Genomic DNA, 25,762 nt, shown 5'->3' on the forward strand with positions numbered 1-25,762 from the left:
TCTATTCACTAACCAATCCGCCGAGTCACTCGTCCAGCTATGCTTTTTACTGTTGAGCAGCCCAATCCTGCAGCGACGGCGGCTACACAATTTAACCACAACGTCGTAATGACGATGGTGCATGGTGCTCAAAATATTGCATGGTATGCGTCCTTGGATACTAGAGCGAGCCTGCACTTGGCAAAGAACATAAACCAAATCTCTGACAAAGACTTCGAGCTGGCTGCTAGTGATTTCATCGACGAGTATAACAAATCTTGGACCACAGCGTCGGTTGACCTCGGAACAATGATCAGCCGAGGAGGGCGGATCTACTTCGACGGAAGTACGGTAGAGCTGACCGCCCCCCTGCGGGACGCGTTGCAAAAACTAGTTGAGCGCGCCTCTCGGCTCCTCGGTCCGAAAGCAGCTCACTCGAAGACGATTCAAGATGTGGCATTCGACTCCGCACATATGTCAGCACGTAACAAGCTGGCCCCTAGTGCTGCGGCACTCAACGTAAGACAGCGGATTTTGTCTGATGTGGGAGTTCCGCTTGAATTCATACTACCAAACTATCTGACCTTGTTCTCGGGTGGCGTTCGGTCAATTCAGCTCGGAGTGGTAGAGGCAGCGTTTACCGCCGACGTTGTTGCCACTTACAACCCCCGCAATCCAAGGGTTGTAATGCGGGCGGGGCAAGCGTTCACTGTTACGAATGGGTCGCCTATGATAGTCGATCTGCCAGCCGTCTGCTGGGTGGTAAAAGTTGAAGCAGCGCTTGGTTTCGCAGAGGAAGAGGCCAAATGGTTAGCTGACGTAATGGTTGGCTTGCTTAGACTTAGTTATCAAGGAAATGGACACCGTTATCCCAACACGGGCGACGTTGAGCCTCATCCTTGGTATTGGGACTCAGGGCAAAGGATTGGGGTCAAGTATACTGGGAACAGCGTACAATTCGGCGGGCTATATACGCCTGCTGCGTACGAGATTGACTCAGCTACGGTAACGATGGCGAACGCAAGTGCGTTCAAGGCCAAAGCGGATTTGTTGTGCAATCCACCCAGCGGAAGTGTCGCGGAGCGGACAAGTCGTGGCTTAGGCTGGCTTACCCGGGGACGCCAATCTCTCGACAAGTCTGAGCGGCTACTACACCATTTCACAGCAATTGAGGCTTTATTGTCTACAGACGATAAATCTGCTCCGGTCGTTCAAACGATAGCCCGTCACGCCGCTGCTATTTGGACTTCTGACAACACGCAGCGCCTTGAATTTGCCTCTGTTCTAAAGCGCCTTTACAATATCAGATCATCACTCGTACATTCGGGCAACAGGTCGGCACTGGAAAACAACGTTAAGCTTATCCAGATAATAGCCGAAAACCTCTATCGTGAAGTTCTCACGAAGGTTGACCTCAAAGAGAAGCACCAAACTTTTTGCAACAATCTGCAACGCTGTAGTTACGGCATTGCATGGCCCTAACTTATGGATCCGACCTGCCATAGTTCTTCGACTACGGTTGACTTGAAGGGCGGGTCGTTCGTGAGCCTGCAAGCGGCAGTCTAAATCTGTGTCCAATTCTACAAGTCGCGATCTTCATCGCGGCAGGATCACACGCTGAAGGAGTTGCCGCAGCCGCAGGACGACGTGGCGTTCGGGTTCTTCACCTGGAACGACGCACCGACCATTTCCTCGACGTAGTCGAGCTCGCTGCCCTGAAGCAGTTCCAGCGAAGTGCTGTCGACCAACACCGCCGCGCCGTCGCGCTCGATGACGAGATCGTCGTCGTTGCGCTGTTCCTCGAACGAGAAGTTGTACTGGAAGCCCGAGCAGCCGCCGCCCAGCACCGCCACCCGCATCATCACGGGCTTGGCTTCCTTGGAGGCCAGGAAGGCGATCCGCTTGGCCGCATTCGGGGTCACAGAGAAAGAGGTGTCGATCATGCCTACAAGATGTGGTTGGCGGGCCGGTTCGTCAATGCTGCGCATTGGAACCCAGCCATACCCTTAGAGTGGCTAGGGGAAAGGGCCAAACGGTCAGGACGAAACGGCCTTTGCCCGTTCCCGGGCCCGCACGCGCTCGCGGTACAGGATGTACAGGCCGGAGCCGATGACCAGTGGCAGGCCGTACCAGACCGTCCAGGACGGCTCCTCTCTGAACCAGAGGTAGCCGAAGGCGACGGCCAGCACGATCGAGGCGTAATCGAAAGGAGCCAGCACCGCAGCCGGCGCCAACCGCCAGGCGCGGGTGATGAGGATCTGCGCGAACCCGCCCAGCAGGCCCAGGGTGATCAGCCACACCCAGTCGAGGAAAGGCGGCCATTTCCACTCGGGGATCGCGCCGACCAGGGACACGAGGCTGGCGCAGAACGCGAACCAGAAGAGGGTAACGACGTCCTTGTCGTGCCGGCTGAGCAGCCGGACCATCACCGTCGACAGGGCGTAACAAAAGGTTGCCGCCAGGACGATCAGCGAGATGGCGTGGAACTGGATGCCCCAGGGATCGAGCATGATCAGCACGCCGATGAAGCCCACGGCGACCGCCGTCCAGCGCCGCCAGCCGACCGGTTCGCCCAGTATCGGCACGGAGAGCGCAACCATGAAGAGCGGCGACGCGAAGGAAATAGCGTAGGCGTCAACCAGCGGCATGCGCGGGAAGACGTAGAAGAAACCGAACATGCTGCAGATGCCGATGCAGACGCGAACCGCTTGCAGGCCCGGCCGGGTGCTACGAACGGCCCGGAGGCCGCCGGCATGCCAGATCATCACGGCGACAGGAAGCAAGGCGATGCCGCTGCGGAACAGCATCATCTGGAACGATCCGTAGGTGCCGCCCAGCGCCTTCACCATGGCGTCCATGGTGCAGAACAACACGAGTGCGCTCAGCTTGAAGTAGATGCCGTGCAGCGGCGACGGCGCGGGAACATTTGACAAGGTGCGCTATTTGGCTCGCGCCGCATCCTTTCGTAAAGTGAAGTTCGCGAGGGGGCGTGTAGGTTTATGTCGACAAAGTTAAGTGAGCAGACGAGGCGCCTCGCCGCCATCGAAGCTTTGGTGTGTCGCGATGTCGGCCGCAAGACGGCAGATCTGATTGCCGCGAATGCCGGCGGGCTCGGCGACGCAGTGCGGGATTTGGCGCAGGCGACGTCCGTCGGGCTGATCACCGGTTTCTTCGTGCCCCGTGGCGATGTTGCCGCCCCCGAAACCGATGGTCCCGTCGGGACGGCCTTGCTGGCGGCGGCGTTGGCAGCGTGTGGCGTTCCCGCCCGCATCGCGACGGACACACCGTGCGCCGACGCGGTGCGCGCGGCGGTTGCCGCGACCGGTGTGGCCATCGCGGTCGATGAGGTTGCCGTTTCGGATCGGGCTGCCCTCGACAGGCTGGTCGGCGACTGGCGGGCTGCCTCGCTCAGTCATGCGATTGCCATCGAGCGGTGCGGGCGCTCCGTCGACGGCAAGCCGCGCAACATGCGCGGGGTCGACGTCTCGCCCTGGACGGCGCCACTGGATGACCTCTTCCTGGGCGGGCCCTGGAAGAAGCTCGCGGTCGGCGACGGCGGCAACGAAGTCGGCATGGGCCAGCTGCCGGCCGGGCTGATCGCGCGCACTGTTCCCAATGGTGCCGAGATCGCCTGCGTCACCTCGTGCGATCACCTGACCGTCGCCGGCGTGTCGAACTGGGGTGCCTATGGGTTGATGGCGGCGCTGGCGGTGTTGCGACCTGACTGGCAGCCGACGATTGCGAAATTCCTGACAGCAGAACGCGACCTGGCTGTCACGCGCGCTGTCGTCGACAAAGCCGGTGCTGTCGACGGCGTCACGGCGCTGCGCGAACCTACCGTGGACGGCTTTGGCCCCGATGTTCATGGTCCGCTGGTCGACGAGCTTGGTCGCATTGCCTGGGGGCAGGCAGCGGACTAGTTTGCGCCGCCATGGATAATCCTTACGCCCCGACGCACCCCGAGATCCGCGACGCCGTTCGCCAACTTTGCCTCAAGTTTGACGGCAGCTACTGGCGGGAGCTGGACCGCGAGCGCGGCTATCCGACGGCCTTCGTGAAGGCGCTGACGGAGGCGGGCTGGCTGTCGATCCTGATCCCCGAGGAATATGGCGGCGCGGGGCTCGGCATCTCGGCGGCGAGCGCGGTGCTGGAGGAGATCCACAAGGCCGGCTGCAACGCCGCGGCCTGCCACGCCCAGATGTACATCATGGGCACAGTGCTACGGCACGGCAGCAAGGAGCAGAAGGAGCGCTACCTGCCGAAGATCGCCACTGGCGAACTGCGCTTGCAGGCGTTCGGCGTCACCGAGCCGTCGAGCGGCACCGATACGCTGAGCCTGCGCACCACGGCGGTGAAGAGGGACAACAGCACCTACGTCGTGAACGGACAGAAGGTGTGGACCAGCCGCGCTGAGCATTCCGACCTGATGCTTCTGCTCGCCCGCACCATGCCGCGCGACCAGACCAAGAAGAAGACGGAAGGCCTGTCGGTGTTCCTGGTCGACATGCGCTCGGCACTGGGCAAGGGCCTCACCATCCGGCCGATCCGCACGATGATGAACCACAACAGCACCGAAGTGTTCTTCGACAACATGGAAGTGTCCGCCGAAAACCTGATCGGCGAGGAGGGGCAGGGCTTCCGCTACATCCTCTCCGGCATGAACGCCGAGCGCGTGCTGATCGCCTCGGAGTGCATCGGCGACGGCAAGTGGTTCATCGAGAAGGCGGTGAACTACGCCAAGGAGCGCAAGCTGTTCGGTCGCGCGATCGGCCAGAACCAGGGCGTCCAGTATCCCATCGCGCGCGCCTATACACAGATCGAGGCAGCCGACCTGATGGTGCGCAAGGCGGCGGCGATGTACGAGGCGGGCATCAATGCCGGCGCCGAGGCCAACATGGCCAAGATGCTGGCGTCGGAAGCCTCGTGGGCGGCGGCCGAGATGTGCGTCCAGACGCATGGCGGCTTCGGCTTTGCCGAGGAGTACGACGTCGAGCGCAAGTTCCGCGAAGCGCGCCTCTACACGGTGGCGCCGATCTCGACCAACATGATCCTGAACTTTGTGGCCGAGCACGTGCTGGGACTGCCACGCTCGTACTGATCGAGAGGCCGGATAGCAGGAGCTAGGGAGCTTCCGTCGACTGGCCGAAGATGGCGTTCGCCACCATCTTCTGGAAATGGATGACGAGGTGTTCGCTGTTCGTGAGGAAACGGCCGCGATCGGGAAGGCCGCCTAAGAGGCCACGCTGTACTGAATCGGTCAGCGTGTCGTCTTCCTTGGCGACCTGCTTGTTGAAGGCCACCAGCGATTGGGCAAACTCCGCGCTGACCCCAGGACCGAAGAATTGCTCGGAGAAACCCTTGGTCGCATTGGGTCCGTCGGGTATCCAGACGTCGATCGACAAGTTGGGAAAGCCCGGATTGATGTTGATGGTCACGTTGGGCCACAGGAAATGATACTGCGACTGGGTGACGTCGCCCGCTACATCGTAGAGCTTGATCTTGCTTTTGCCTTGCAGGGCCGACGGGCGCACCTGGCCGCTCTGGCTTGAAAACCATCCATGGGCGGTCAGAGTATAGGCGTCCGGCCGAACGTCAATCGCCGCATTGAAACCCGGATGAGCGACCGCGCAATGGTAGCACTCCAGGTAATTCTCCAGCATCGTCTTCCAGTTGGCGTGCGACTGCCATTCCTCGCAGCTGTAGGGCTGAAGCGTGTCGAGGACGACACCGCTGCCGGCGATGATGTCGAGGATCGGTCCGTAGTAGTCATGGACTGGTCGGGCATTGGCATCGAGATGGACGAACACGAAAGGGCCGAGTGCTTCGACACGAATCGGCAGCAGCGGATAATCCTCGACCCGAAAGTTCGGTTCGGCGGCCGAACGCGGCACCTGCCGCAGGCCGCCGGCAAGATCATATGTCCAGGCGTGGTAGCCGCATTGCATTAACTTGGCGTTGCCGCGCCCCTTCATGACCTCGTGCCGGCGATGCCGGCAGACGTTCACGAAGCCGGCCAATCCGTGCTCGTTGCGGACGACCACCACCGGTACGCCGCCGGCATAGCCGGTCACGTAATCGCCGATTGCAGCAAGTTGCGACAGCGGGCCGACGTAGTTCCAGCTCTTGCGAAAGACCTGGGCGACCTCCCGCTCGGTGATCGACGGATCGGTGTACCAACGGGCAGGCAGCGATTCCCCACGATCGAGGGCGGCAAGCAGGTTCGAGGCGGTCTCATTGCCCTGAGTCATGTGGCATCAACCGAAGATAAAGTCGCGAAGCACTCCGAGGGCAGCAATCACGGCGGCATGGCCGACCATCAGGAGAAAAACCGTCCAGACCGCGGTGATCGCCGTGAACAGCCAGCCCAGCATGGCCATCAGTCCATCATCCTCGATCAAAGCGAAGCAGAAGAACAGGATGGCGATCGACGGGAAGAGGTTGTCGAAGGGAATCGGCAGGGCGAGGATCACCGCGTTGATCACCCAGGCCGCCAGCAGCAGGCGCCGCGGCATGCCGTTCACCCACCATTCGTAGCGGGCGTGCACCGCATTCTCGAGCCAGTCGATGTAGCGATGCGCACGCTTGAGGAAAGTCTGCAGCTTGCCGCGCGACAGGCCGCGGCAGCCTATCGCGCGCGGCAGCGACGGCACGAGGCGGCCGGAGAAGAACTGCGCGAGCAGGATCAGTATGGGCACGCCGGTTACAGTCGACAGCCAGGGAATACCCGACGGCACGATGTTCGGCATGTTGAGGGCCATGATCGCGAAGGCATAGGAGCGGCCTTCGAGACCTTTCAGGAACTCGTCGAGCGTCAGGACAGACGCCGGGTCTCCACCGAACAGCCGGTCGAGCGTCGTGTAGAGACCGAAATTGTCCTTCATCCGGCCCCCAAGTCGGCTGCTTTAGCCCGCTCGCGCCAGCAGGCGGCGGGCCAGCACGAGGTGCGGCTTGTCGAGCATCTTGCCATCCATCGTCAGGACGCCTGCATTGGGGTTGCTCTCGAAGGTCGCCACGACACGCTTGGCCCAGTCGATCTCACTCGCGGTAGGCGTGAAGACCTCATGGATGACAGCAACCTGGTCCGGATGGATGGCGATCTTGCCACCATAGCCCATACGCCGCGCGACCTGCGCTTCGGCGCGCAGTCCCTCGATGTTCTTGATGTCGGGATAGACCGTGTCGTAGGCGGTGACGCCGGCGGCAACCGAGGCCATCAGGTTGACCGTGCGCGCCATGAGGAATGTGTCGTCGTAGACGCCGGGCGAGGGGCCTTTGGCCAATGCGCCGAGGTCGGCCATCAGATCCTCGCCACCCCAGGAATGGCCCATGAGGCGCGCATGTTTCGCAGGCGCCGCCGTCAGCGCCAGGATCGCCGCGGCGCTCTCCGTGGCGATGGTCAGGATTCGAGTCGACCCGGCTTCGATGCCCTCGCGCGCTTCGAACGCGTCGAGGTAGGTGGCCAGCAGATCGAGATTGGCCTGTCCGACGCATTTCGGGAACACGATGCCATCGGGCTTGCCCTGCATGACGATGGCAAGATCTCCCAAAGTCAGGCCGGTATCGAGCGCATTGACGCGGACATAGAGCTTGGGGCCAGTGCGATTGGCCGACTTCAGATAGGCGAGCGCCATGTCGCGCGCGACCTTCTTGCGATCCGTCGCGACCGAATCCTCCAGGTCCAGGATCAATCCATCGGGACCCGAGGCCGGACCTTTGGCGAGCTTGCGCTCGGAATCGGCGGGAACGAACAGGAATGAACGCATCTTCTCTCAGCCCTTCGGTTTCTTGCGCATCAGCGCCTGGCGGGTGCACTCCGCGACGATTTCGCCGCGCTGATTGATGGCTTCATGCGAGAATTCGACGATGCCGGCATCCGGACGGGACTTGCTCTCGCGCAGGCTCATCACCTTCGTGCGGACACGCAGTGTGTCACCGTGGAATACGGGTTTAGGAAAGCGCACGTCGGTCATGCCGAGGTTGGCCACAGTCGTGCCGAGTGTCGTGTCGTTGACGGTGATGCCGATCATAAGGCCCAGCGTGAACAGGCTGTTGACGATGCGCTGGCCGAACTCGGTCTTGGAGGCGAACTCTTCGTCGATATGCAGTGGCTGCACGTTCATGGTGAGCGAGCTGAACAAGACATTGTCCATTTCAGTGACCGTGCGTGTCCATGCGTGTTCGAACACGTGCCCGACCGTGAATTCTTCGTAATACAGACCTGCCATTTTCCTCCCCGCGAAAGTGCTGCGTCATAGCATGGATGGACGCTGCCCGGTTCGCCATCGTATCAATGTCGCCATAGGACGGAACAGCGATGACGGGAGCGAATTGATGCGCGCAATGCTGAGCGAAACGGCGGGCGGACCGGAGAGCCTGAAGCTGGTCGAGATTCCGTCCAAGCCATTGGGCAAGGGCCAGGTTCGCGTGGCGGTCAAGGCGGCGGGCGTCAACTTTCCCGACACGCTGATCATCGCCGACAAGTATCAGTTCAAGCCGCCGCGCCCCTTCGCGCCGGGCCACGAGATCGCGGGCGACATCACCGAAGTGGGTGAGGGCATCACGGGGTACAAAGTTGGCGATCGCGTCATCGGCATGATCGGCCATGGTGGCTATGCCACCGAGGCCGTGGTGGACCAGGGCAGCCTCCTGCCGATGCCACAGAACATGAGCTACGAAGACGGCGCCGCCTTCACGATGACCTACGGCACCTCGTACTACGCATTGAAGCAGCGCAGCAGCTACAAGCCAGGCGAGACGCTCCTGGTCACAGGCGCGTCGGGTGGCGTCGGCCTCACCGCCGTCGAGCTGGGCGCATTGATGGGCCTGAAGGTGATCGCGGCGGTCGGCTCCGACGAGAAGATGGAGATCTGCCGCAAGTACGGCGCCACGATGTTCGTGAACTACGCCAAGGAGAAGATGCGCGACAAGGTCAAGGAGCTGACCGGCGGCAACGGCGCGGACATCATCTATGACGCGGTCGGTGGCGATGCGTTCGACGAGTCGGTGCGCTGCATCGCCTGGTACGGGCGCCTGCTGGTGGTGGGCTTCGCAGCGGGTCGCATTCCATCGCTGCCGGCCAATCTGGCCCTGCTGAAGAGCTGCGATGTGCGCGGCGTGTTCTATGGTGCCTGGCGTGGTCGCGAGCCGGCCGAGGCCCGCAAGAACTTCGATGAGATGTTGAAGTGGTACGGCGAGGGCAAGCTCAAGCCCCATATCTCCATGCGTTTCCCGTTGGAGAAGGCCGCCGAGGCCATGAATGCCCTGCTGTCGCGCAAGGCGACTGGCAAGGTCATCATCAACATCGCCTGAACCGGGAGGAATCGATGGGCAGGCTCGCCGGTAAGATCGCTATCGTGACAGGCGCTGCGTCGGGTATTGGCGCGGCGTCCGCCAAGCTCTTCGCCGACGAAGGCGCCCAGGTGCTGGCGGTCGACCGGCCGGAATCGGCCATTGCGACGGCGCATGCCGGCAGCAATGCGATCTTGGCCTTCGCCGCCGATATCACGGGCGACGATGCACCGAAGAAGATCGTGGCGGCGGCCCTTGCCGAGTTCGGCGCCATCGACATCCTGTTCAACAACGCCGGCGTCAGCGGGCGGGCCTTCGTCGAGGAAATGACCGACGAGCAGTGGGATCGCGTGAACAATGTCAACGTGCGCGCGATGTTCCGGCTCTGTCGTGAAGCCATCCCGGCCCTGAAGCTGCGGGCCAGGGAAAAGGGCAGAGCGCGTATCGTCAACACCGCCTCGGTGATGGCGTTCGACACCGATTATGGCCTCGCTGCCTATTGCGCATCGAAGGCCGGCGTCGGCGGCCTGACCCGGACGCTCGCGCTTGAACTCGGCAAGTTCAACATCACCGCCAACTACGTCTGTCCCGGTGCGATCTATACCGGCATGACGCAGACCAACTTCGACAAGCAGGAAATCCGCGAGGTCTGGGAGAAGAAGGCGGCGCTGCGCCGGCTCGGCCAGCCCATCGACATCGCCCGGGGTGCCCTGTTGCTGGCCTCGGACGAAGCCGATTTCATTACCGGCCATGAACTTGTGGTCGATGGTGGCCTGACCCTGCGCACCTGAGGAGGAGCCCATGTCCGGCGTCCATTCCTTTGCGACCAGCTACGACGAGGCCCGCGACAAGTTTCTGGCGGCGGCGCGCATCGCCGATGCCTGGACTCATCGCTATGACAATCCGACCAAGGGCCCCAAGGGCGAGGCGCTGTCGACCGATCTCGCCTGGCTCGGGCCGCAGGATGCGTCGAAGGTCGTCGTCACCATCTCGTCCACTCATGGCGTCGAGGGCTATTGTGGCTCCGGCTTTCAGGTCGATTGGCTGGCGTCGACGGGTGCGGCGGGCCTACCGGACGGAACGGCGGCACTGTTTGTCCACGCCATCAACCCCTATGGCTTTGCCTGGACACGCCGGGTGACGGAGGAGGGCAACGACCTCAACCGTAACTATGTCGACCACAGCAAGCCCTATCCCGTGAACAAGGGCTATCTTGAGATCGCCGACGATCTCGTGCCGGAGGATTTTAGCGAACAGGGCAAGGCGGCGGCGGATGCACGGCTCGCGGCCTATCGCAAGAAGGTCGGTGATATCGAATTCTTCCGTGCAGTCTCGGGCGGCCAGTACAGCCATCCCGACGGCATGTTCTTCGGCGGCGGCGGGCCCGCGTGGTCCAATCGGACCCTGCATGCCATCGTCGAGCAGTACCTCAAGGACCGCAGTGACGTAGCGGTCATCGACTTCCATACCGGCCTTGGCCCTTACGGCTATGGCGAACCGATCACGCACTTCGATATCGACACGCCGGCCTCGCGCCGTGTGCGCGCCTTCTGGGGCGAGTCGGTGACGGAGTCCAAGCGCGGCCAGACAGCGTCCCAGGCGCGCGATGGCCTGGGCCATTACGGGCTGAACCGCGTGCTGCAGGAGCCTAAGACCCGTCTCACTATGTGCACACTGGAATACGGAACCTTCGACCGCGAAAGCGGTCAGAGGGCTTTCCGGGCGGATCACTGGTTGCACAAATATGGCGACCCGTGGGGGAAGGAGGCCGGGGCGGTGCGCGCCGCGATGCGCCGGCAATTCTACCCGGAGACCGATGACTGGAAGGAAGCGGTGCTGTTCCGCGGCCATCAGGTCGTCCGACAGGCCATTGCCGGGCTGCAGCGGGGCGCGCTCTAGCTATTGGGGACAAGCCCCGGAAAAGCCATACGCCCGGGCGGCGATCCTGCTAAAAGCCTCTTCATGCGTGCCCTTGTGGCGCTCCTCGCCTTCGTGGTCGTTGCAGCGCTGAATTATCTCTGGTGGTGGTACCCCAACAAGCCGGTCGAGATCGCCGGTTGGACCACAGCGCCCCTGCAAAGTGTTTCCTTCGCGCCTTATCGGCCGGGCCAGAGCCCGCTGACGCGCACCTTCCCGACACCTGACCAGATTGAGAGTGACCTGAAGCGTCTCCAGGGCAAGGTTGGGGCGGTCCGGACCTATTCTGCGGGTGAGAATCTGGAGACAGTGCCACAGCGGGCCGGCAAGTACGGCCTCAAGGTCTGGCACGGCGCCTGGTTGAACAATAACGAGAAAGAGAATCTCGAGCAGATCAACCTGCTGATCGACCACGCCAACAAATACAAAGATACGGTCGAGCGGGTGATCGTCGGCAACGAGGTCCTGCTGCGCAAGGACCTGACCGCCAACCAGCTCCGGCGCTACATCCGCCAGGTGAAGCAGCGCGTCTCCCAGCCGGTGACCTATGCCGATGTCTGGGAGTTCTGGCTGCGCAACCCGCAGCTCGCCGACGAAGTCGACTTCATCACCATTCATATCCTGCCTTACTGGGAAGACGAGCCGATCGGCCTTGAGCGTAAGGAAGCCGACGGCAAGCTCGCCATCGAGAAGCACCTGGTCGACATCTACAAAAAGGTGCAGGCGCGCTTTCCCGACAAGAAGATCGTGATCGGCGAAACCGGCTGGCCGAGCGACGGCCGTATGCGGTCCGATGCCCGGCCAGGCAGGGTCGAGCAGGTGAAGTTCTTCTCGATCTTCCGGTCAGCGGCAGAGCGGGAGAAGTTCGACTACAACGTCATCGAAGCCTTCGACCAATATTGGAAAGCGCGGCAGGAGGGCACGGTCGGCGCCGCCTGGGGCCTGCTCGATGCCCAGCGCGATGACAAATTCGAGCTCGGCAAGCCAGTGAGCGCCGAGCCGAAGTGGCAGCTCCTGTTCGCGGTATCGACGATCGTCGGGGCCTTGCTGCTGCTGGCCTATGTCAGCCTGCGCCGGTCGTCGGCCTGGAAAGGCATCATAATTTTCGCCGCTTTTGCTCAGATCGTGGCGACCTGTTACGTCCAGGCGACATGGATCGACCTGTCGCGCGCCTTCTATTTCGAGCGCTCGGTCGGGGTCGTTTTCTGGGCCCTTTTGTTGGCCCTGTTCAGCTATGCGTTGCTGCGTGGCATTGCCGACAGCCTGACCGGAAAAATGGCCGACCCGTCGCTCTATGGCGCGCGCGTGCGTGAGGCCTGGCATAGCTGGCGGGAGCTACCGCGCTACCGGATCCTGCAACGCGCCGATCTGCTGGCGCAGATGCTCTATCTCGTGCTCACGGTACTCTGCATCTTCTACCTGATCGTGATCAGCATCGATTGGTACGACGGGGTGATCCGGATCGGCGACTGGTTCCGCCAGATCGCCATCGATGGCCGCTACCGCGATTTCCCGATCTGGAGCTTCGTAATCCCGAGCGTCGTGCTCATGGTCTGGAAGACCATCACCATCTTGCGCAGCGAGCCAGTGTCGCGCGACCATCGCATCGCCAAGGCCCTCTCGTTTGGCCGACTGCTGGGCTACGACGGCAGCCGTGGGTTCGTCCGCATGGACCGTCGGTTCAGCCGCTTCGAGCCGGTTCTGCCCGAGATCTTCCTGGCGGGCATGCTGATCTTCTGGGCCATCGTGATGGTGGTGACGGAGGGCGCAATCAAGCTGCACGATGGCGGCTCCGGTGGTTTCGTCTCGGCGGATGGCGGGCGTTGGGTGATCCGGACCCTGTTCTGGAACACCCAGGCCAACTGGTTTGCCTTCCTGGCACTGCTCATGGCCGTGCCCTACCTGGCGACCATCTACGTCTCCATACGCGAACCACTGGCAGAACCGCCGCCGGACTCCTATACCAGCAAGTGGTAGGCGCTTTGCCGGGAGTTACCGAATGGAAATCAAGGGTGAGTACAGGATCGCGGCCCCGCGCGAGAAGGTTTTCGCGGCGCTGAACGATCCGGCCATTCTGCAGGCCTGCATTCCGGGCTGCGAATCGCTGGAAAAGACCTCCGACACCGAAATGAAGGCCAAGGTGCGCATGCGCATCGGGCCGGTCAGTGCGGCCTTCTCGGGCAAGGTGACCTTGTCGGACCTCGACCCGCCCAATGGCTACCGGATTTCCGGCGAAGGGCAGGGTGGAGCGGCCGGTTTCGCCAAGGGGGGCGCCGTCGTGGCGCTGAAAGAGGACGGCGGCGATACCATCCTGAACTACAACGTCGACGCCCAGGTCGGCGGCAAGATCGCCCAGGTCGGCGCCCGCCTGATCGACGGCACAGCGAAGAAACTGGCTGACGAATTCTTCAGCAAGTTTGCCACCATGGTCGGCAGCCCGCCGCCAGCCGAAGCTGCTGCTGCACCTGCCGAGACGGCAGCTCCAGCTCCTGTCGCGGCTCCAGCGTCTTCCGCTGCAGCGCAGCGCGGCTACAAGCACTGGCTGATCATCGGCGCGGGCGCAGTTGTGCTGATTCTCGTCTTTATTGCGAGTCGTTAGCAGCCTTAGGCTGCGACTCGCCGGCGAAACCGCCAATTCACTTGACCACAATGTGACGGGCTTGCGAGAGTTCATCCAATGCCCGGCGGGCCTGCTCTGGCGCGGCTCGCGCGAACCAATACGTTGAGGGAGAAGAGTAATGACCATTTCCGTCGCCATGACCGTCAACGGCAAGGCCGTCTCGGGCAAGGTCGAGGCGCGCACGCTATTGGTTCAATTCCTGCGCGAGCATCTCGGCATGACCGGCACTCACGTCGGTTGTGACACCAGCCAGTGCGGCGCCTGCGTCGTCGATGTCGATGGCAAGTCGGTGAAGTCCTGCACCATGCTGGCCGTCCAGGCCGAAGGCGCCAAGGTCATCACGATCGAAGGCCTGGCGGAAAGTGCCGACAAGCTGCATCCGATGCAGGAAGCCTTCCGCGAAAATCACGCCCTGCAGTGCGGTTTCTGCACGCCGGGCATGGTGATGAGCGCGATCGACATGGTGAAGCGCCACAATTACCAGCTCGACGAGGCGACGGTGCGTCGCGAACTCGAGGGCAACCTTTGCCGCTGCACAGGCTACCACAACATCGTGAAGGCAATTCTGGCCGCTGCGCCGGCCATGAAGTCAGCAGGGGTGTAGAGCCATGACCGCCGAAACCGGAATCGGCGCCCGGGTGAAGCGGAAGGAAGACCAGCGCTTCCTTACCGGCACCGGTCGCTATGTCGACGATCTGCCCCTCGCACGGGCGACTTACGCGTATTTCCTGCGTTCGCCGCATGCCCATGCGAAGATCAAGAGCATCGACGTTTCGGCGGCGAAATCCATGCCCGGCGTGGTCGAGATCTTCACCGGCAAGGACATTGCCGATGCGAAGGTCGGCGGACTGATCTGCGGCTGGGTGGTCAAGGACAAGCACGGCGAGCCGCACAAGTCACCGCCGCACCCGGTGATGGCGCTCGATACCGTGCGCTATGTCGGCGATACGGTGGCGATGGTCGTGGCCAACAGCCACGACGAGGCCAAGGACGCCGCCGAAGCAATCCATGTCGACTACGACGTGAAGCCGGCGAACGTCGATCTTGCGCGCGCATTCGACAAGGGTGTGCCGGAGGTTCACGCGGCCGAGGCGCCGGGCAATCTGATCTATGACTGGGAGATCGGCGTGAAGGCCGATGTCGAGGCTGCGTTCGCCAAGGCGGCGCACGTCACCAAGATGGACATCGTCAACAACCGGCTGATCCCCAACGCGATGGAGCCACGCGCAGCGGCGGCCGAATACGACAAGGGCACGGGCAACTACACGCTCTGGTCGACCTCGCAGAACCCGCATGTGCTGCGCCTGATCCTGTCGGCCTTTGTGCTGGGTATCCCCGAGCACAAGCTGCGTGTCATTGCCCCCGACGTAGGCGGCGGCTTCGGCAGCAAGATCTTCTGCTACAACGAAGAGACGATGGTGTGCTGGGCGTCCAGCCGTGTCGGCCGGCCGATCAAATGGACGGCGGAGCGTGCCGAATCGTTCATGACCGATGCGCACGGGCGCGACCATGTCACCCATGCCGAGCTCGCCCTCGACAAGGACCACAAGTTCCTGGCGCTCAAGGTCGAGACCATCGCCAACATGGGCGCCTATCTCTCGACCTTCTCGACGGCCGTGCCGACTTATCTTTACGCCACGCTGCTGGCCGGTCAGTACACGACGCCGCTTATCTACGCCAACGTGAAGGCGGCGCTCACGCATACCGCGCCGGTCGATGCCTATCGCGGCGCCGGCCGTCCCGAGGCGACCTTCGTGATTGAGACGATCGTCAGCAAGGCGGCGGCGGAGCTGAAGGTCGATACGGCGGAGCTGCGCCGCAAGAACTTCATTCCGACAGAGGCTTTCCCGTACCAGACGCCGGTGGCTCTGCAGTACGATTCGGGCAACTACCCGCCGATCATCGACGAGGCGATCAAGATCGCCGACTACAAGGGCTTCGAGGGTCGTCGTGCCGAGGCTAAGTCGCGTGGCAAGCTGCGCGGCATCGGCTTCTCGTCCTACATCGAAGCCTGCGGCCTTGGCCCCTCACGGGTCATCGGTCAGTTGGGTGGCGGTGTCGGCCAGTGGGAGTCGGCCCAGATCAAGTTCAACCCGACGGGCAATGTCCAGGTCCTGACCGGTGCGCACAGCCACGGCCAGAGTCATGAGACGACCTTCGCCCAGCTCGTGTCGGACAAGCTCGGTATTCCGATCGAAACCGTCGAGGTCGTCCATGGTGACACGGCGACGACGCCGTTTGGCATGGGGAGCTACGGTTCGCGTTCCCTCGCGGTCGGCGGTTCGGCAATCATGAAGGCGGCCGACAAGATCATCGCCAAGGGCAAGAAGATCGCGGCCCATCTCATGGAGGCGTCGGTCGCCGACGTCGTCTTCGAGAACGGCAACTTCAAGGTCGCCGGCACCGACAAGAATGTGCCGCTCGGAGCTGCGGTGTTCGCTGCCTACGTGCCGCACAACTACCCGCTCGAGGAACTCGAGCCCGGTATGGACGAGAACGCGTTCTACGATCCGTCGAACTTCGTCTATCCGGCCGGCACGCAGATCTGCGAGGTCGAGATCGACCCCGATACCGGCGTCGTCGAGGTCGTCAACCACACTGCGGTCGACGATTTTGGCAACATCATTAATCCTATGGTCGTCGAGGGCCAGGTTCACGGCGGCATCGTCCAGGGTGTCGGCCAGGCGCTGCTGGAGAACGCCGTCTACGACAAGGAAACGGGCCAGCTGCTCAGCGGCTCCTACATGGACTACACCATGCCGCGCGCCGACGACGTGCCGTCGTTCAAGCTCGGCAACAAGATCACGCCCTGCCCACACAACCCGCTGGGCGTGAAGGGATGCGGCGAGGCCGGTGCGATTGCCGCACCTGCCGCCGTGATGAATGCCGTCCACGACGCACTGGCGCCACTCGGCGTCACGCACGTCCCGATGCCTGCCACGCCGCTCAGCGTTTGGCAGACCATCCAGGGTGCGCAGCGCAAAGCGGCCGAGTAACGGGAGGATTGAGATGTACGATTTTGCTTACCATCGTCCGAAGTCGGTTGCCGATGCCGTTGCCCTGCTGAAGGGCAAGGAAGAAGCCCGTCCGATGTCGGGCGGCATGACCCTGATCCCGACGCTGAAGCAGCGCCTGGCCCGGCCGAGCGACATTGTCGATCTCGGCGCCATCAAGGAGCTGGCCGGCATCAAGGTCGAGGGCAACAACGTCGTGATCGGCGGCATGACCAAGCACGGTGACGTCGCGACCTCGGCCGACGTGAAAGCCAACATCCCCGCGCTGGCCTCGCTGGCCGGTCATATCGGTGATCCGGCGGTCCGCAACCGTGGCACCATGGGCGGCTCAGTGGCCAACAACGATCCGGCAGCCGACTATCCGGCGGCGGTCGTGGCGCTCAATGCCACGATCACCACCAACACCGGCAAGCATACGGCCGACGACTTCTTCAAGGGCCTGTTCGAGACGGCACTGAGCGAAGGCGAGCTGATCACCTCGATCAGCTTTCCGAAGGTGGAGAAGGCGGCCTACATCAAGTTCCCCAACCCGGCGTCGCGCTACGCGATGGTGGGCGTATTCGTCGCCAAGACGGCCGGCGGCGTGCGCGTAGCGGTGACGGGTGCCGGCCCGTGCGTGTTCCGCGTCAAGGCGATGGAAGATGCGCTCGCCAAGAACTTCACCTCGGCGGCGATCAAGGACATCAAGGTCCCGGCCGATGATCTCAACAGCGATATCCACGGCAGTGCGGAGTACCGTGCCCATCTCGTAGGCGTGATGGCTCGTCGCGCCGTCGACGCGGCCAACAAGTAGTCGTCCCTCTGCCGGAGGACTAGCGTAGGGGCGCCCTCACCGGGCGCCCTTATTGTTTTAGAATGGCATCTATGATGAGTGCAGCATGAAGGCGTTGGTCACAGGCTTCGACCCCTTCGGTGGCGACGAGGTCAACCCGTCGTCGCTGGCCGTCGGCAAGCTGAAGAAACGTATCGGCAGCCTCGCAGTGCATACGGTCGAATTGCCGACTTCGTATGCCCGTTCTGCCGAAGTGCTGCGCGCGGCGATCGCCAAGGCCAAGCCCGATATCGTTCTCTGTGTCGGTCAGGCAGGCGGGCGCACCGAACTCTGCCTGGAGCGGGTCGCGATCAACATCCAGGATGCCCGCATCCGCGACAATGACGGCAAGCAGCCGATCGACAAGCCGGTGGTGGCCGACGGTCCTGCGGCCCATTTCACGACCTTGCCGATCAAGGCCTGCGTGGCGGCGATGCGCAAGGCTGGCCTACCGGCTGCGGTGTCGAACACTGCTGGCACCTTCGTCTGCAACCACATCTTCTACGCGTTGATGGACATTGCCGCGTCGCATCCTGCCCCGATGCGTGGTGGTTTCCTGCACATACCCTACGTGCCGGAGCAGGCGGCTCGGCTCGGCGGTGCGCCGTCCATGTCGGTCAGTGACATCGTGCGAGGTATCGAAATCATCCTCGAAGTTAGCGCCAGCCGGGAGAGCGATCTCCATACGGCAGAGGGTCGTATCTCCTGATCCCGGGAGCTATTCGGCCGCGATCGCGAGTGTTGACGGCGAATGGTGCGCCGGAGCCGTCTCCGTTGCAGACGGCTTCTTCACCCTGAACCACGCTGCGTAGAGCGCAGGCAGGAAGAGCAAGGTGAGGGCGGTTGCCACCAGCAGGCCGCCCATCAGGGCGACGGCCATCGGGCCCCAGAACACGCTTCTGGACAGCGGGATCATGGCGAAGATCGCCGTGCCGGCGGTCAGTAGGATCGGCCGGGCGCGGCGCACCGTGGCGTCGATCACGGCATCCCAGTCGCTATGGCCAGCGCGGATATCCTGGTCGATCTGGTCCACCAGGATCACCGAGTTGCGCATGATCATGCCGGCAAGCGCGATCACGCCCAGCAGGGAGACGAACCCGAAGGGCTGGTTGAACAGCAGCAGGAACAGCGACACGCCGATCAGGCCCAGCGGTGCAGTCAGCATGACCAGGGCGAGCTTGGAGAAGCTCTGGAGTTGCAGCATCAGGACCAGCACCATCAGGAAGGCCATGACGGGCATCATCTTGAAGATCGAGCCCTGGCTCTTGGCCGACTCTTCCGAATCGCCGCCTACTTCAACGCGGTAGCCGGCCGGCAGGTCGGCGCGCAGCGGCGCCAGGGCCTTGTCGATGCGGGCGGCAACGTCAGGACCCTGCACGCCGTCGACCACACCGGCCCGCACGGTCATCAGCAGCTCCTTGTTGCGCCGCCACAGGATCGGCTCTTCGAGCTCGAACTTCAGCGTCGCGAGCTGGGCCAGCGAAACCACACCGCCATTGGCGGTGCGCAGGTTGATCGCCTCCAGTCCCTCGATACTCAGTCGCTCGGGCGCGACGGCACGAGCGATCACGTCGATCGACTCGGTACGGTCGCGATACTGTGTGACGGTCACACCTGTCAGCAGCGTCTGCAGGGCATTACCCAGCGCCTGCGAGTCGACACCCAGCGCGCGCGCCTTGGCCTGGTCGACCTCCAGCCGCACGGACTTGGCCAGCTCGTTCCAGTCGAAGTTGATGTCGCGCGTCGCCGGATCGGCCTTGAAGACCTGGCGCACGCGCTCGGCGACTGACCGGACCTGCTGCGGATCGTCGCCCAGCACACGGAACATTACCGGATAGCTGACGGGTGGACCGTTCTGCAGGCGCTGCACACGGGCGCGGACGGCCTCGAAATCCTGGGCAAAGAGCTTGTCCAGTGCAACGACCACACGCTCTCGGGCCTCGAGGCTCTTGGTCATCACGATGATCTGGCCGAAATTCGCGTTGGCGAGTTCCGGTACCGTCGGCAGGTAGAAGCGCGGGCTGCCGGCACCGACATAGGACGTGTAGAAGGCGACGTCGGGATCCTCACCCAGCCACTTCTCGAGCTTGCGCACTTCCTTGTCGGTAGCAGCCCAGGACGCGCCCTGCGCCAGCTTCATGTCGACGATCAGCTCTGGCCGGTTGGCCGTGGGGAAGAACTGCTTCTGGACCAGACCGAACGCCGCCATGGCTGCCACAAAGGCGAGCGCGGTGATGGCAATCGTGGTCTTGCGCCAGGTGACGCACCACACGACCAGCTTGCGGAACATCGTATAGAGCCGGCTGCCATAGGGATTGTGGTGTTGCACCTTGGGCTGCGGCAGCAGGTGGTAACCCATCCAGGGCGTGAACAGGACGGCCACGAACCACGAAATGATGAGCGAAAGGCCGACGACCCAGAAGATCGAGTTGGTGTATTCACCGGCGCTCGAGCGCGCGAAGCCCACTGGCACGAAGCCGATCGCCGTCACCAGCGTGCCGGTCAGCATGGGGAAGGCGGTCGAGGTATAGGCGAAGGTCGCGGCCTCCAGTCGGCTCGCACCTTGTTCCAGCTTCACCATCATCATCTCGACGGCGATGATGGCGTCGTCAACCAGAAGACCCAGCGCGATGATCAAGGCGCCGAGCGAGATGCGCTGAAAGTCGATGCCGAGCAACAGCATGGCGACGAAGGTGATGGCCAGCACCAGCGGCACCGAGAGCGCTACGATCACACCGGTGCGCACGCCGAGGCTGATGAACGACACGACAAGCACGATGGCGAGGGCCTCGAGCAGGGAGAAGATGAATTCGTCGAAGGACTTCTCGACCACCTCGGGCTGGTTGGCAACGCGATGGACGGTGATGCCGATCGGCAGGGTTGCCTCGATCTCCTTCATGGTCTTTTCGAGGGTCTTACCCAGGGTCTGGACGTTACCGCCCTGCGCCATCACCACGCCGAGCCCGATCACCGGCTTGCTCTTGAAGCGCATCTCGATCTGCCGTGGATCCTGGTAGCCGCGCTTGATCTCCGCGACATCACCCAATGTCAGTGTTTGGCCGTTGGCCGTGAAGGGCAGCGCCAGGATCTGCTCGGCCGAGGTTGGGGCGCCATCGACGCGTACGGCGACCCTTTCGCCGCGGGTCTCGACCGTACCACTGGCAACGATCGCGTTCTGGCGCCGCACGACGTCGAGGATCTGGTCCACCGGCACGCCCAGCATGGCGAGCCGCGCATGACTGAACTCGATGTAGATCTTTTCGTCCTGCAGGCCGATCAGGTCGGCCTTGGTGACGTCGGGAACGCGCAGCAGCCGCTGGCGTACGGCTTTTACGATCTCCTTAACTTCGGCCGGCGAGAAGCCATCGGACTCGAAGGCCCAGATCAGGCTGTAGGTGTCGCCGTATTCGTCATTGAAGAAGGGGCCGATCACACCCTGTGGCAGGGATGCCCTGATGTCGCCGACCTTCTTGCGCACCTGGTACCAGAGGTCGGAGACCTTGGACGGCGGAGTATCGTCGCGCAGCGAGACGTAGATCACAGTCTCGCCAGGCTTGGTGTAGCTCGTCACGTTGAAGAAGTAGGGCAGTTCCTGCAGCTTGGTCTCGATCTTTTCGGTGACCTGCTGCTCGACCTCGCGCGACGTGGCGCCCGGCCAGGCGGCCGACACGACCATCTGCTTGATGGTGAAGGGCGGATCCTCGCCGCGGCCGAGATTGAAGAAGGCGTAGAAGCCGGCCGCCGTCAGCGCGATCATGAAGAAGACCGTTAACGTGCTGTACTTCAGCGCCAGCGCCGACAGGTTGGTGCGCGTGGTCATGGCCATCTCTCCGCGGAGGGTTGCGGGCGCTGGGCGGGGTTGGTTAGCGGCCGGCCTGTTGCTGCGGTAGCAGCCTGACCTTCTGGCCATGCTCGAGCTTGTGCACGCCGGCCGTGGCGATCAGCTCGCCATCCTTGACGCCGGAGCCAATGGCAGCGGTATCGTCACGCCAGCGCGCGATCGTTACCGGCCGCAGTTCGACGGTGCCGGCGGTGCGGTCGACCACCCAGACCGCAGGCTGTGTGCCGCGCTGGAAGATGGCGGAGAGCGGAACCTCGGCGACCGCCACCGAGTCGCGCCGTTCGAAAACAAGCGTCGCCGTCATGCCGAGGCCGATGAACTCCGGCGGCTGCAACACGCTGAAACGAGCCGGATAGGTACGGGTCACGGGATCGGCGCTGGGAGACAGCTCGCGCAACCGGGCTGCATGACGCTTGCCGGGATCAGACCACAGCTCGAAGCTCGCCACGGACGCTTCGCGCACGGTCTTGAGGCGATGCTCCGGCACACCAACCAGAATCTCGAGCTCGTCGAGGCGCGCCACGCGGACAACGCCCTGTCCTTGCGCCATCACCTGGCCAACCTCGGCCTGGACGGCGGTCACGACGCCGGCGGCGTCAGCGCGCAGCACTGTGTAGTCGAGATTGTTCTCCGCCGTTGCGAGTTGGCTCTTGGCCTGATCGACACGGGCGAGCGTGGTCGAGGCGAGTGACTGGCGCTGGTCGAGCGTCTGCAACATGAAGGCCGAGCTTCCGCGCAGATTGAGATAGCGCTCATGATCGGCCTTAGCGCGCGCATAATCGGCTTCGGCGGAAACCAAGGCGGCGCGGGCGTTGTCCACGGCCAGGCGATAATCGGTGGGATCGAGTTCGGCGATGACGTCGCCGGGCTTCACGGCAGCGCCGACGTCGACAGAGCGCCGGACGATCTTGCCAGCCACCCGGAAGCCCAGGGTGCTCTCAATGCGCGGCACCACGGTGCCCGCCAAGGTCAGCGACTGCGCCTGACGCCGATAGGCGATCTCGGCAACGCGCGCCGGCCGCACCGTGGGTTCGGCGGCGGCGACTCGCGATGCGTTTGCAGTGAAGGAAAAGACGGCGAAGCCGCCGCCTGCCAGCGCAATGCCTGCCGCTGCGAAAGCGACCACCCTGGTTGCGAACTTGCTCGGCGAGCGAAAGGTCGGGAGACGCATGGCGGGCCTTCTTTCGGACGTTTACAATGCGGGTAAGAGACGCTAAACGCCGTTAACTTAACATTGATAAGTTATCTGCGTTAATATAGAAGTCAAGGGCAGGAGAACCCGCTTGAGCGATTTTTCATCCCCCGTGACCGGAGGCCGCAAGAAACGCGGCGAGGGCCATACCCGCCGTGAGGAGATCCTGCAGGCCGCCAAGGAGCTGTTCCTGGAGCAGGGCTACGACTCGACGACAATCCGCAGGATTGCCGACCGGGTCGGCGTCTCGGCGCCCGCGCTCTATCTCTATTTCCAGGACAAAGAGCAGATGATGCTGGCGCTTTGCGACCAGACCTTCGGGCATCTGCTCGAAAGCATCAGCGAGATCGAGAAAAGTGTCTCAGACCCACGCGAGCGGATACGCCAGTTCGGCGAGGCCTATCTTCGGTTCGGGTTGAAGCATCCCGACGAGTACCGGCTGATCTTCCTCGGCAGCAATATCCCGGAATCGATGCGTAAGGTCGGCCATCGCATGCCGACCGATGATCCGACGCGGCCGGGAGTGGGCGGCTCGCTCGTCTTCCAGCGCTTGATTGCGGTTCTCGTCGAGGCCGAAGCCGCCGGCCTCAAGCTGAATTACCCGGCCGACACCTGCGCCGAGCTTTGCTGGATGGGGATGCACGGCCTTGCCTCGGCGCTCATCCTGAAGCCGGAGTTCCCCTGGTCCAATCGCGATCTGCTGATCAACGGCATGCTCGACATGGTGCTGAAAGGCATCATCCGCGACACCTGACGCCTCAGGTTGCGGCCACTGCCGCCTTCCGGGCAACGCGTTGGCGCGCGAGCTTCATCAGTCCGTAAGTCGCACCAGCGCCTGCGATCAATACAGCGATGCCGATCAGCGGGCGGTACCACAGCCAGCCAAGCGCGATCACCAAAGGCGCCAAGGCGGCAGTGCAGACCATCGCCACCAGACCTGCGCCGGCGCCGACGATGTTGCCCAGGATCGGTATGACATCGGCTGCAACGCTGAGTGGCCGCAGGATCAGAGCGAAGCCGATGAACATCACGAAGGCGCCGACAGCGCGCAGGATCCAGGTGAACGTAACGTTTTCTTCCTGGGCCGCCTTGAACATTGCGGCGGCGGGTACGGTTCCCGCTGTGATGAGCTCGACTGTCGTGCCGGTATGGGTGGTGAAGGGAGCAAGGCCCGCCCCGGCCTGCAGGGCTACAACGCTGGCGGTCTGAAGCGGCACCTGGGAAAAGGTAATCCGCATGTCGCCGACGGCAGGCTGCGAAGGGTCGCGGCCGACATACAGGACGCCGTCGATTACCTTGACTGGCTTGTCGATGCGGATCTGCAGGGCATTGGCCTGTGCCTCGGTGGCCTCGAGCGGCTTGGGCTCGCCGAAGCCACTCACGAGAGATTCAGGCACCGCAAACGCGCCAAGGTGGGTGCCGGACGCCACCGCCTCACGCGATTGATAGGTCATTACGGGATTGGTGTGGCCGCGTACCTCGCGAAAGCGGGTCGAGTCGATGGGCTTGTCGGCCCAGCCTCGGACATACTTGTAGGTCGTCGTGCGTTCCTCTCCGCCGCCGAACTTGGTCCGGGTCTCGGTGTGTGTCTCTTCCTGCCATTGATACATTTCGACATGACGCAGGAGGCGGAGGCTCTGGATACGCAGGGCGAAGTCGCCATCACCGACCGGGCCGCCAGCAGTCAGCATGCCGCTGACATGGATCAGTCGCTGGTCGTTGCCAGGGTCAACGCGATCGGCTGAGACGCTGCGTACGATGCCAGCGCCTTCGGTGAGGCCCTGCGCCGTCTTGATGGCATGGCCTTCGTTCCAGAACAGCAGTACGCCAGATCCGATCACGACTGCGATGCCGACCAGAACGCCGACGATCGCCTGACCCAGGCGACTGAGCCACGACGTGGTGGTGACGTCGGTCACCTGGTCGACGCGGTCTTCTCCAGCCATGCACTGCTCTCCGTTGGGCGGCCGAGATTAGCGCCTCGGCCAGACTCGCGGGAAGAGGTCACAGGTCATCGGCGCGCCTGTCTGAAGGTCGGGCTTGTGGGGAAACTGGAATGTGCCGGGCCGCGGATCGTAGCGCGCGTCGTCGCCTGTATAGCGCAGCGACAGTCCGCGGCGGCGATTGCCGGGCGTGTCGTTGCCGGGTGCGCCGTGGACGATCATGGCGTGAAACACCAAGCAGTCGCCCGGCTCCATGGTCCACGACCTGATGTCATACTTGCTGCGATCGGCATCGATGTCGGGAATCTGGGCAAGGTCACTCGACGTGAATTTAGCTTGGTGGCCCTTGCGGAAAGGCGTCGGCCGATAATTGATGCCCCAGCGGTGCGAGCCCGCGATGAACTCGACGGCGCCATTGCTTAGGTCGATGTCATCGAGCGCAATCCAGACCGAGGTGATTTGCCAGCCGATCACCGGCCAATAGGGTTGGTCCTGATGCCAGGGCGTGGGGTGCGCGGTGCCGGGCTCCTTCACGAAGAGCTGGTCGTAGAAGAAATCGACGTTCTGCGAGCCCATCAGGCACGAGGCGATCTCGGCAGCGGGCGAGGTGAGAGCGGCCAGCCGGAAGTCGTTATCCTGCTGCCACATGAACATGTCGCCGAAGAACTTTCCGGCGGTGCTGCCTTCGGCGAAGTTGGTCGCGTTCGGGCCCGGCTTTGCGAGGTCGCGTTCGACGGCCTCGCTCAGGATCCCGACCCATACGGCGTCGAAGGCACCCCGCAGGCAAACGACGCCGTCGCGTTCGTACGCGGCGACGTCGGAGTCTGTGACGGTGATCAAGCGGGCGAAAGAACGTGGACGGCGCGGTTCGCGACGAGGTCCTTGTTCTTGGCGCCATAGGCCTTCATGTGCTCGGACGCGCCATGGGCCTTGAGGTCTTCCATCGTCTCCCACTTCTCGACCACGACGAAGGTGTCGGGGCCGAACTTGGCGAAGGGGCCGCCTTCGACATCGACGGTCGCGCCGTACTCGATGCAGCCCTTCTCGGCATGCACGGCCGGGACGTTGTCCTTGAAGTTCTTCAGGATCTCGGCGCGCTTGCCGGGCTTGGCGGTGATGATGGCGATGACGTGGATCATTGGTCTCTCTTTCTGGAA

24 protein-coding genes are annotated in these 25,762 nt (G+C 63.0%); 13 read left to right on the forward strand and 11 right to left on the reverse strand.

Features of this window, described 5'->3' with window-relative positions; genetic code table 11:
• Positions 1-39 precede the first annotated feature (39 nt).
• The gene (locus EPO50_RS03935) at positions 40-1,461 is read left to right on the forward strand and encodes a HEPN domain-containing protein (RefSeq protein ID WP_296341350.1); all 1,422 of its coding nucleotides are present in this window, start codon (positions 40-42) and stop codon (positions 1,459-1,461) included.
• A gap of 128 nt (positions 1,462-1,589) precedes the next feature.
• On the opposite strand, the gene erpA is transcribed toward EPO50_RS03935, so the two are convergent.
• Both erpA and EPO50_RS03945 read right to left on the reverse strand, forming a co-directional pair.
• On the reverse strand, positions 1,590-1,922 hold the full coding sequence (gene erpA / locus EPO50_RS03940; RefSeq protein WP_296341351.1) for an iron-sulfur cluster insertion protein ErpA: 333 nt from the start codon (positions 1,920-1,922) through the stop codon (positions 1,590-1,592).
• A gap of 93 nt (positions 1,923-2,015) precedes the next feature.
• A complete protein-coding gene (locus EPO50_RS03945; protein WP_296341352.1) occupies positions 2,016-2,912 on the reverse strand; it encodes a DMT family transporter in 897 nt (298 codons plus the stop codon).
• Positions 2,913-2,978: 66 nt separating this feature from the next.
• Between EPO50_RS03945 and EPO50_RS03950 the strand changes: the two genes are divergently transcribed.
• Positions 2,979-3,899, forward strand: a complete 921-nt coding sequence (locus EPO50_RS03950) for a glutamate cyclase domain-containing protein (protein ID WP_296341353.1) — start codon at positions 2,979-2,981, stop codon at positions 3,897-3,899.
• Positions 3,900-3,910: 11 nt separating this feature from the next.
• On the forward strand, positions 3,911-5,077 hold the full coding sequence (locus tag EPO50_RS03955; RefSeq protein WP_296341354.1) for an acyl-CoA dehydrogenase family protein: 1,167 nt from the start codon (positions 3,911-3,913) through the stop codon (positions 5,075-5,077).
• 22 nt (positions 5,078-5,099) lie between these two features.
• Here the strand turns inward: EPO50_RS03955 and EPO50_RS03960 are convergent, their stop codons facing one another.
• The 4 genes from EPO50_RS03960 to EPO50_RS03975 are packed head-to-tail and all read right to left on the reverse strand — an operon-like array spanning position 5,100 to position 8,204.
• Positions 5,100-6,227, reverse strand: a complete 1,128-nt coding sequence (locus tag EPO50_RS03960) for an aromatic ring-hydroxylating dioxygenase subunit alpha (protein ID WP_296341355.1) — start codon at positions 6,225-6,227, stop codon at positions 5,100-5,102.
• Positions 6,228-6,233: 6 nt separating this feature from the next.
• Complete coding sequence (locus tag EPO50_RS03965) at positions 6,234-6,860, reverse strand: exopolysaccharide biosynthesis protein (RefSeq protein ID WP_296341356.1); 627 nt, start codon at positions 6,858-6,860, stop codon at positions 6,234-6,236.
• 21 nt (positions 6,861-6,881) lie between these two features.
• Positions 6,882-7,742, reverse strand: coding sequence for a CoA ester lyase (locus EPO50_RS03970; protein WP_296341357.1), 861 nt, complete (start codon positions 7,740-7,742; stop codon positions 6,882-6,884).
• Between the two features lie 6 nt (positions 7,743-7,748).
• Positions 7,749-8,204, reverse strand: coding sequence for a MaoC family dehydratase (locus tag EPO50_RS03975; RefSeq protein ID WP_296341358.1), 456 nt, complete (start codon positions 8,202-8,204; stop codon positions 7,749-7,751).
• A 106-nt stretch (positions 8,205-8,310) separates the two neighbouring features.
• Here EPO50_RS03975 and EPO50_RS03980 point away from each other — a divergent pair, with 106 nt between their 5' ends.
• From EPO50_RS03980 to pcp, 9 genes are all read left to right on the forward strand, one after another.
• Positions 8,311-9,288: an NADPH:quinone oxidoreductase family protein gene (locus tag EPO50_RS03980; protein ID WP_296341359.1), complete on the forward strand. Its 978-nt coding sequence runs from the start codon at positions 8,311-8,313 to the stop codon at positions 9,286-9,288.
• Between the two features lie 14 nt (positions 9,289-9,302).
• On the forward strand, positions 9,303-10,058 hold the full coding sequence (locus EPO50_RS03985) for an SDR family NAD(P)-dependent oxidoreductase (protein WP_296341360.1): 756 nt from the start codon (positions 9,303-9,305) through the stop codon (positions 10,056-10,058).
• Between the two features lie 10 nt (positions 10,059-10,068).
• Positions 10,069-11,166, forward strand: a complete 1,098-nt coding sequence (locus EPO50_RS03990) for a M14 family metallopeptidase (RefSeq protein WP_296341361.1) — start codon at positions 10,069-10,071, stop codon at positions 11,164-11,166.
• A gap of 63 nt (positions 11,167-11,229) precedes the next feature.
• Positions 11,230-13,161, forward strand: a complete 1,932-nt coding sequence (locus EPO50_RS03995; RefSeq protein WP_296341362.1) for a hypothetical protein — start codon at positions 11,230-11,232, stop codon at positions 13,159-13,161.
• Positions 13,162-13,183: 22 nt separating this feature from the next.
• A complete protein-coding gene (locus EPO50_RS04000) occupies positions 13,184-13,783 on the forward strand; it encodes a carbon monoxide dehydrogenase subunit G (RefSeq protein WP_296341363.1) in 600 nt (199 codons plus the stop codon).
• A 139-nt stretch (positions 13,784-13,922) separates the two neighbouring features.
• Complete coding sequence (locus EPO50_RS04005; protein ID WP_296341364.1) at positions 13,923-14,408, forward strand: (2Fe-2S)-binding protein; 486 nt, start codon at positions 13,923-13,925, stop codon at positions 14,406-14,408.
• Positions 14,409-14,412: 4 nt separating this feature from the next.
• A complete protein-coding gene (locus tag EPO50_RS04010; protein WP_296341365.1) occupies positions 14,413-16,800 on the forward strand; it encodes a xanthine dehydrogenase family protein molybdopterin-binding subunit in 2,388 nt (795 codons plus the stop codon).
• Positions 16,801-16,813: 13 nt separating this feature from the next.
• Entirely contained in the window at positions 16,814-17,611 is a 798-nt protein-coding gene (locus EPO50_RS04015; RefSeq protein WP_296341366.1) for a xanthine dehydrogenase family protein subunit M, read from the forward strand.
• 85 nt (positions 17,612-17,696) lie between these two features.
• Positions 17,697-18,338: a pyroglutamyl-peptidase I gene (gene pcp, locus EPO50_RS04020; RefSeq protein WP_296341367.1), complete on the forward strand. Its 642-nt coding sequence runs from the start codon at positions 17,697-17,699 to the stop codon at positions 18,336-18,338.
• Between the two features lie 9 nt (positions 18,339-18,347).
• Here the strand turns inward: pcp and EPO50_RS04025 are convergent, their stop codons facing one another.
• A complete protein-coding gene (locus tag EPO50_RS04025; protein ID WP_296341368.1) occupies positions 18,348-21,449 on the reverse strand; it encodes an efflux RND transporter permease subunit in 3,102 nt (1,033 codons plus the stop codon).
• A 43-nt stretch (positions 21,450-21,492) separates the two neighbouring features.
• Positions 21,493-22,641: an efflux RND transporter periplasmic adaptor subunit gene (locus EPO50_RS04030; protein ID WP_296341369.1), complete on the reverse strand. Its 1,149-nt coding sequence runs from the start codon at positions 22,639-22,641 to the stop codon at positions 21,493-21,495.
• Positions 22,642-22,753: 112 nt separating this feature from the next.
• Between EPO50_RS04030 and EPO50_RS04035 the strand changes: the two genes are divergently transcribed.
• Positions 22,754-23,416, forward strand: a complete 663-nt coding sequence (locus tag EPO50_RS04035) for a TetR/AcrR family transcriptional regulator (RefSeq protein ID WP_296341370.1) — start codon at positions 22,754-22,756, stop codon at positions 23,414-23,416.
• 4 nt (positions 23,417-23,420) lie between these two features.
• Here EPO50_RS04035 and EPO50_RS04040 read toward each other — a convergent pair whose 3' ends face one another.
• Genes EPO50_RS04040 through EPO50_RS04050 form a run of 3 tightly spaced genes read right to left on the reverse strand, consistent with a single transcriptional unit; the run spans position 23,421 to position 25,744 of the window.
• Positions 23,421-24,608: a TMEM43 family protein gene (locus tag EPO50_RS04040; RefSeq protein WP_296341371.1), complete on the reverse strand. Its 1,188-nt coding sequence runs from the start codon at positions 24,606-24,608 to the stop codon at positions 23,421-23,423.
• A gap of 27 nt (positions 24,609-24,635) precedes the next feature.
• A complete protein-coding gene (locus tag EPO50_RS04045; RefSeq protein WP_296341372.1) occupies positions 24,636-25,445 on the reverse strand; it encodes a phytanoyl-CoA dioxygenase family protein in 810 nt (269 codons plus the stop codon).
• Positions 25,442-25,744 carry a putative quinol monooxygenase gene (locus tag EPO50_RS04050; RefSeq protein ID WP_296341373.1) on the reverse strand — a complete coding sequence of 101 codons (303 nt, stop codon included), beginning with the start codon at positions 25,742-25,744 and terminating at the stop codon, positions 25,442-25,444. Before EPO50_RS04050 ends, EPO50_RS04045 begins: the two co-directional genes overlap by 4 nt.
• Between the last annotated feature and the right edge of the window lie 18 nt (positions 25,745-25,762).

This window comes from Reyranella sp. (assembly GCF_004297405.1).
GTDB lineage: Bacteria > Pseudomonadota > Alphaproteobacteria > Reyranellales > Reyranellaceae > Reyranella.

Excerpts from the sequence above, each read along its gene's own strand:
- EPO50_RS03935 (WP_296341350.1), top strand. The coding sequence starts at position 40 with ATGCTTTTTACTGTTGAGCAGCCCAATCCTGCAGCGACGGCGGCTACA.
- erpA (WP_296341351.1), bottom strand. The coding sequence starts at position 1,922 with ATGATCGACACCTCTTTCTCTGTGACCCCGAATGCGGCCAAGCGGATC.
- EPO50_RS03950 (WP_296341353.1), top strand. The coding sequence starts at position 2,979 with ATGTCGACAAAGTTAAGTGAGCAGACGAGGCGCCTCGCCGCCATCGAA.
- EPO50_RS03955 (WP_296341354.1), top strand. The coding sequence starts at position 3,911 with ATGGATAATCCTTACGCCCCGACGCACCCCGAGATCCGCGACGCCGTT.
- EPO50_RS03960 (WP_296341355.1), bottom strand. The coding sequence starts at position 6,227 with ATGACTCAGGGCAATGAGACCGCCTCGAACCTGCTTGCCGCCCTCGAT.
- EPO50_RS03965 (WP_296341356.1), bottom strand. The coding sequence starts at position 6,860 with ATGAAGGACAATTTCGGTCTCTACACGACGCTCGACCGGCTGTTCGGT.
- EPO50_RS03970 (WP_296341357.1), bottom strand. The coding sequence starts at position 7,742 with ATGCGTTCATTCCTGTTCGTTCCCGCCGATTCCGAGCGCAAGCTCGCC.
- EPO50_RS03975 (WP_296341358.1), bottom strand. The coding sequence starts at position 8,204 with ATGGCAGGTCTGTATTACGAAGAATTCACGGTCGGGCACGTGTTCGAA.
- EPO50_RS03980 (WP_296341359.1), top strand. The coding sequence starts at position 8,311 with ATGCGCGCAATGCTGAGCGAAACGGCGGGCGGACCGGAGAGCCTGAAG.
- EPO50_RS03985 (WP_296341360.1), top strand. The coding sequence starts at position 9,303 with ATGGGCAGGCTCGCCGGTAAGATCGCTATCGTGACAGGCGCTGCGTCG.
- EPO50_RS03990 (WP_296341361.1), top strand. The coding sequence starts at position 10,069 with ATGTCCGGCGTCCATTCCTTTGCGACCAGCTACGACGAGGCCCGCGAC.
- EPO50_RS03995 (WP_296341362.1), top strand. The coding sequence starts at position 11,230 with ATGCGTGCCCTTGTGGCGCTCCTCGCCTTCGTGGTCGTTGCAGCGCTG.
- EPO50_RS04000 (WP_296341363.1), top strand. The coding sequence starts at position 13,184 with ATGGAAATCAAGGGTGAGTACAGGATCGCGGCCCCGCGCGAGAAGGTT.
- EPO50_RS04005 (WP_296341364.1), top strand. The coding sequence starts at position 13,923 with ATGACCATTTCCGTCGCCATGACCGTCAACGGCAAGGCCGTCTCGGGC.
- EPO50_RS04010 (WP_296341365.1), top strand. The coding sequence starts at position 14,413 with ATGACCGCCGAAACCGGAATCGGCGCCCGGGTGAAGCGGAAGGAAGAC.
- EPO50_RS04015 (WP_296341366.1), top strand. The coding sequence starts at position 16,814 with ATGTACGATTTTGCTTACCATCGTCCGAAGTCGGTTGCCGATGCCGTT.
- pcp (WP_296341367.1), top strand. The coding sequence starts at position 17,697 with ATGAAGGCGTTGGTCACAGGCTTCGACCCCTTCGGTGGCGACGAGGTC.
- EPO50_RS04025 (WP_296341368.1), bottom strand. The coding sequence starts at position 21,449 with ATGACCACGCGCACCAACCTGTCGGCGCTGGCGCTGAAGTACAGCACG.
- EPO50_RS04030 (WP_296341369.1), bottom strand. The coding sequence starts at position 22,641 with ATGCGTCTCCCGACCTTTCGCTCGCCGAGCAAGTTCGCAACCAGGGTG.
- EPO50_RS04040 (WP_296341371.1), bottom strand. The coding sequence starts at position 24,608 with ATGGCTGGAGAAGACCGCGTCGACCAGGTGACCGACGTCACCACCACG.
- EPO50_RS04050 (WP_296341373.1), bottom strand. The coding sequence starts at position 25,744 with ATGATCCACGTCATCGCCATCATCACCGCCAAGCCCGGCAAGCGCGCC.